The following is a 5,504-nucleotide window of genomic DNA, read 5'->3' as shown; positions in this document are numbered from 1 at the left end:
GTTTCTGGGGAAGGTACGGGGTCAGACGGCCCGTGAACGCCGCCTCGGACCGCAGGCTCCCGGCAAATAGGAAAGCCCCTCGACTGAGGGGCTTTCGCGGGTAAAACAGTGGGTTGGTGGTGTTTGTCAGCGGTGATGTGCGCCCCCTTCCCGGACTTCGTGTCCGTCTGCCTGCATTCGATACCGAAAGATTTTAATAGCTGATCCGCGGATCGTCCAGCCGCAGTGGGGCGTGTCTTCCGGCGCGGGATTRCCGCCCAGCTTCGGGGCCTCCCGGGCAGGAGTTCTTCGCTCAGGTGGTTTAGCGGAGGCCAGTGCCTGCCGAACGGTTCTTCGGGAGACCCGGTACTCCCGGGCAAGGCAGCGGATGGATAAGCCCTTACCCCTGGCATCCCGGCGGATCCTCGCGAATAGCTCCACTCTCGACTCCAGCACTGCCTTCCACCGTTGGGAAAAGCTCTGATGGAATCAACTTTGGGTGGGCGCAACTGAAACTGCGATTCATCAACCRGCGAGCCGCGAAGTGGGCCCAACTCAGACTGCAAAACCGATCCCCACTCAAACTGCCATAATCACCGCCGTCTAAGCAGCCCGGCTGGTGCCGAACCGGGAAAAGAGAAGGTGTGCACAATGTGCACACCCGCGGCTTCGGATCGGGTCGTATATCGGCCGGACCGGGCCGGATCACGGAGGATTTCGGGGGAGTGGCGGAAATTCAGGGGCGGGAACCCGGTTCGAGTCCCACCTCGGGCACAGTATTTCCCTGTCCAGGGGCTTGTGGGCCTCTGAATGTGTACAAATATCTTTTTATGGGCCCCTGCGGGGGCCCATTTTTGTTGGTGGCGGCTGGTCTGGCGGCTCCTTTTCTTGGCTTGGACAGCGCTGTTGCTGCTTACGCGTTCATGGCCGGGAGCGCCTGGAACGGCCTGACTTGCTGCGACTTGGGATCACTCGGGCCTCCTTCCTTGCTGTTTGTGCCGGACGTGGTTGGCCTTGTACCTGTTCATCTCCCGGAGTTGTGGTGATGACATGACCTGCGGGAAGTTTCTGGGAGATTGTCTGGTCCTCGATTCGTTCCTTTTCTTGGCCGGGGAGAGGTGAGCGGGCGTTTGTGCGGCAAAGGTTGTGTGGACATTGTCCACGCCGATGTAACGTGATGCCGTAGAACACCGGTGACCTCCTGCCCTGGTCCAGGCGAGAGCCGGAAAGGAGAAGCGATGAACACCCCTCCATACCTGCGCTGGGACGAATCAGGCCAGCAGCAGCTCCTCGCCCGGGCTGAAGCGCTGCTCCAGCGGCGAAGCCGGTGCCTGCTCGGAATTGCCGGGGCGCCCGGGGCCGGAAAATCCACCATCTGCGAATGGCTGCTGGAGCGCCTGCTCACCGACCATCCCCGGCAGGTCGCCCTGGTCCCTATGGACGGATATCACCTGGCGCAGTCGCTGCTCGTGGCCCGCGGGCTTGAGCACCGCAAGGGCGCTCCGGACACCTTCGACGGTGCCGGCTTCGTCGCGTTGCTCCGCCGGCTGCGCTCAGATATCTCGCGGGAGGTCTTCGCTCCGGTCTTCCGCCGCGAAGTCAACGACGCGATCGCCGGGGCCATCGCCGTCCCGCCGGAAACACGCCTGATCATCACCGAGGGCAACTACCTGCTCTTGGACGAGGCCCCATGGAACGAGGTCGCATCCCTCCTGGATGAAACCTGGTTCGTCGAACTCGAACAGGGCGAACGCCTGCGCCGGCTCACCGCCCGGCACCTGAGGTTCGACAAGGACCCCGCCATCGCCGAATGGCGTGCAACCGGCAATGACGAACGCAATGCCCGCCTGGTAGCAGCAGGAAGCCAGCGGAGCACACTCGTCATCGAGCACACACCCGCGACCGTCCCGGCGCCCGGCCAAGAATAACCGGCCAGAAACCGAGCCGCCGGCTTCACGGCGCCCCGGCATTATTCCCTGCCTGGGACACAAGTGCCCGACGAGGCTCATCGATAGTGTTCACGTAACCTGCCGTCGTAGCCGCTTCTGAGTGGCGGCTCGCCATAAACTCCGATATCGGCGTTGGAATCAGTTGAGTGCAGCCGATCTGCGGCCACGAGCAGAATCACCGAGACCCGAGGTCAAATCGACGGGTTTGCCTTCATCGGTCCATAGCGGTCCCGGACCGTAGTCCGTCCAGAACTCCAGTCGCGTCATGATCCGAGTATCTCCCTGCGGCGACCGGCCTTTGGGATCARCCGCCTCCACGCAACGGCTGATCCCAACGCTACGCCTTTGGTATGGCCAGGGTCGCTGCCCAGCGCTGGCCCACAGCCGATTCGATGCCTACCGAATAGGACTTGAGGTGGCTGACCTCGAATTGGTTTTCCGAAGGAACCACATCGTTTTGATTGCAGGGCAGCGGGAACTTACCTACGCCATCGACGTTTATGAGTAATTCCCCCGGGCCAAAGCACGTCAGATATACCTTGATGAACTTCGATTCCACGCTGAATTGACCAAGGCTCATCGTTGCAGTCTGGTTGTCCAGCGATCCGACCACTTTTTCGCCGCTGGGAACGTGGTGGTTCACGGTCGTCGGAGAAGTTACTGACTCGGGCGGCGTGCTCGACGGACTTGCCGTAGCTGTGGCAGTACCGGGGGGCAGCGGCGGCACGGCGTCGCATCCCACCAGGGCAAGGCACACTGCAGCAAGCCCGGCCCCGGCCAGCATCATCCCCGCTGATCTATCAGCCATTCCAAGTCTTCCACCCGATGCTGGTGGGAGCATCCAGCGTCCCCGTCCCAATAGTCGAACTAACGCAATTGGTGTTGTATTTCCAAGTGCGGATGTTTACCTTCCATTTGCTGGTTCCGATTTGCGCGTAGCCGGTCCGCAAAGCCGGCACGGTGTATTGGACCGACATTGAGGTCGTATAGGAAGCGGAGGCCGTGATGCCGCCGGACACCTGTGCCTTAGCAGTCGCGATTCCACCGCTCACGCCGCCTTCAATATAACCGCCCACTGTCGCTCCTATCGTGCCAGACAAGGTATTCGTAAACGTGACAGTGTTCGCATAGCTCGTCCCGTTAATGGCGTGGTACACCGGGCCGATGGCCTGATAGTAGTTTTGCTTGGACGTGACCGTCTTGTAGACCGTCGAGCTGTCACATAGCCCCTGTGGACTAACCACCCCCCCTGTGTCCGGGGCAGCCTGGGCCGGAGATGCAAGGGTCATCAGCCCCGTTACGAGAATGCCAGCTAGTGTCGCACCAAGAAGCTTCTTCAATTGAATCCCCCAATTTCAGTACTCCGCTAGCTGACATCAGGGCGCACAGCGAAGTGAAGTGAAATAGTCCCCCAATGATCGCTGGGCTGAAGCGTCGCTGCCCCGACCAGCTGATGGCCCGACTCTATGGGACCGCGACTGCAGCAGCAATATGTAAAACAAATTGAATTATTACAGTCTGGTAAAGACATTCAGGCCGGCGCCACACCGGAAATGAAGTTTGCCTGCACGGTTCCGTTTGGCAGGCTTGGGGTCAATCAGGCCAGGCCTCAGTAAATGGACAGTAATGGCACTCCATAGCTCAAGGGGCTGCCGGCTTAGCTTTGGCCTGTCCCGACTCGGAAGATGCATTCACTCAGGTCGCTGTGGAGGACGTGGAACTGTCCACCGTTGCCGTTGACCGTTCCGTCCGTCACGTAAAACCCCCGTCCGGCGTCCGGGCCTCTGGTAGCTCTGTCGATGACGGCGATCAGATGCCGGCCAAGATGTCCCTTCGGCCCCAGGACGGTGATCTCCTCGAGTTCTTCTGCCGTCAGTCCTGCCAGCACCGCACTAATTTCAGCCACGCCCTCCGGGTTACCCATGCCCGTGTTGGCCTGAATGCACAGGCTAGGGCACGTGGACCACCGCAGCAAGGATAGGGGGTTCTCCTCCTCTGCTGCGGCGATGGTGCGCTGTTCCAGTTCGCGCATTCTGGCAAGCTGCTCGCCGATTCGGCTGGCTACCATCAGGCCGGTACGCATCGCCCCGTCCACGGCATCTTCCATTCCGTCTGCTTCGCCCCCGGACCACGCTGGTCCGGGGCGTTTCCATGTGATCGAAAGGCAGCCGGGCAGGTACCGTCGCGTCCCTTGAAGGCATCGTGGCCAATTGGTGCAACGCTCTGGACCATGCGGCGGCAGCGCTGAATGACGTGGCGTCCCCGGCTGTGATGCGGGTGTGAGGCAGGGAAGGTGTTCCAACCAGTGAAAGTCCAGGTGGGACTGCAAGGCGGGACATCCTAGGGTTGAAATTCCTCTACTCCCGCAGACCGGGTAGTCAATGCCAGCAACGGACGGAGCCCCATTGGTTGACACTGCAGTCGAGCAGGTTCGGCAAGTAGCATCTCCCGCAGCCATCACACCGGTCATTCCGGGTTTCCACCCTGACCCCACAGTCTGTCGGGTCGGCTTCGACTATTTCCTGGCAACGTCGAGCTTTGAGTACTTCCCCGGAGCGCCGATTTTCCACAGCCGGGACCTCGTAACTTGGGATCAGCTCGGGAACATCCTAACCCGGCGGAGCCAGTTCGCTGTTGGGGACGGGCGTCCTTCAGGCGGGATCTTCGGCTCAACGCTCAGGCATCACAACGGTGAATTCTGGTTCGTCACCACGAACATGAGCGACTTCGGTGGCGGTCATTTGCTGTTGCGGTCCAAGGAGGCTGCCGGCCCGTGGAGCGACCCGGTACAGATACCGGGAACGCTGGGCATCGACCCGGATATCGCGTGGGACAGCGACGGAAGTTGTTACCTCACCTGGGTGGGGTTCGGCCCCGGCGAGCATGAGTCCGGTATCGTCCAGGCGAGGCTGGATCCCGACGCTGGCCGCCTCTTGGAATCTCCCAGGAAGGTGTGGCAGGGAACAGGGTTGGCCTACCCGGAGGGGCCGCACCTGTATGAGGCGGGCGGCTGCTGGTATCTGGTTTTGGCCGAAGGCGGCACGGAACGCGGTCATGCCGTCTCTGTCAGCCGTGGCAGCAGTCCCGCAGGTCCTTTCGAACCGCATCCGAACAACCCCATCCTCAGTCATCGCAGCATGGCGGCGCCCGTCCAGAGTGTCGGCCACGCGGACCTGGTCGAAACGGTCGATGGTGATTGGGCCGCGGTCTATCTCGGTGTTCGTCCCCGAGGCGTTGTTCCTGGCTTTCACGTCCTGGGTCGAGAAACTTATGTTGCGGGTATCTCCTGGGACCAGGGTTGGCCGCGGTTCGATGAGGACCGTTATCAGGTTCCCGTCGTCGGGTCTTCGTATATTGATGATTTCTCCTCCGACAGCCTTCACCCGCGGTGGATTTCACCCGGCCAGGACCCCGCTTCGTTTACGGCCGCAACCCCCGAAGGTCTCCTTATCGGGCAGAGCCAGACGGGCAGCGTTCCCATCTTGGCAACCAGGGTCCTCGGACACGTTTGGGCTGCACGCGCGTCGGTTCTTCTCTCGGGTGACGAGGCGGTCAGGTTCCTCCTGAGGATGGACG

The 5,504-nt window shown here is 61.3% G+C and carries 5 protein-coding genes; 2 read left to right on the top strand and 3 right to left on the bottom strand.

Annotated features, from left to right (window positions below):
- Positions 1–1,217 precede the first annotated feature (1,217 nt).
- Positions 1,218–1,907 carry a nucleoside/nucleotide kinase family protein gene (locus tag AC1DHX_RS20160; protein WP_476860521.1) on the top strand — a complete coding sequence of 230 codons (690 nt, stop codon included), beginning with the start codon at positions 1,218–1,220 and terminating at the stop codon, positions 1,905–1,907.
- A 358-nt stretch (positions 1,908–2,265) separates the two neighbouring features.
- On the opposite strand, the gene AC1DHX_RS20155 is transcribed toward AC1DHX_RS20160, so the two are convergent.
- The 3 genes from AC1DHX_RS20155 to AC1DHX_RS20145 all read right to left on the bottom strand — a co-directional run bounded on the left by AC1DHX_RS20155 (position 2,266) and on the right by AC1DHX_RS20145 (position 4,035).
- Positions 2,266–2,736 (bottom strand): hypothetical protein, encoded by a 471-nt coding sequence (locus AC1DHX_RS20155; protein ID WP_476860520.1) that lies wholly within the window; start codon positions 2,734–2,736, stop codon positions 2,266–2,268.
- Complete coding sequence (locus AC1DHX_RS20150; protein WP_476860519.1) at positions 2,729–3,268, bottom strand: hypothetical protein; 540 nt, start codon at positions 3,266–3,268, stop codon at positions 2,729–2,731. The genes AC1DHX_RS20155 and AC1DHX_RS20150 overlap by 8 nt, the downstream gene beginning before the upstream one ends.
- A 317-nt stretch (positions 3,269–3,585) precedes the next feature.
- Positions 3,586–4,035, bottom strand: a complete 450-nt coding sequence (locus AC1DHX_RS20145; RefSeq protein ID WP_476860518.1) for a hypothetical protein — start codon at positions 4,033–4,035, stop codon at positions 3,586–3,588.
- Between the two features lie 298 nt (positions 4,036–4,333).
- Between AC1DHX_RS20145 and AC1DHX_RS20140 the strand changes: the two genes are divergently transcribed.
- A partial coding sequence (locus AC1DHX_RS20140) for a glycoside hydrolase family 43 protein (RefSeq protein WP_476900417.1) occupies positions 4,334–5,504 on the top strand: 1,171 nt, incomplete at its 3' end.

The sequence above is a fragment of the Arthrobacter sp. 05N33_2 genome (assembly GCF_056397425.1).
This window is presented reverse-complemented; position numbering and strand designations above follow the sequence as displayed.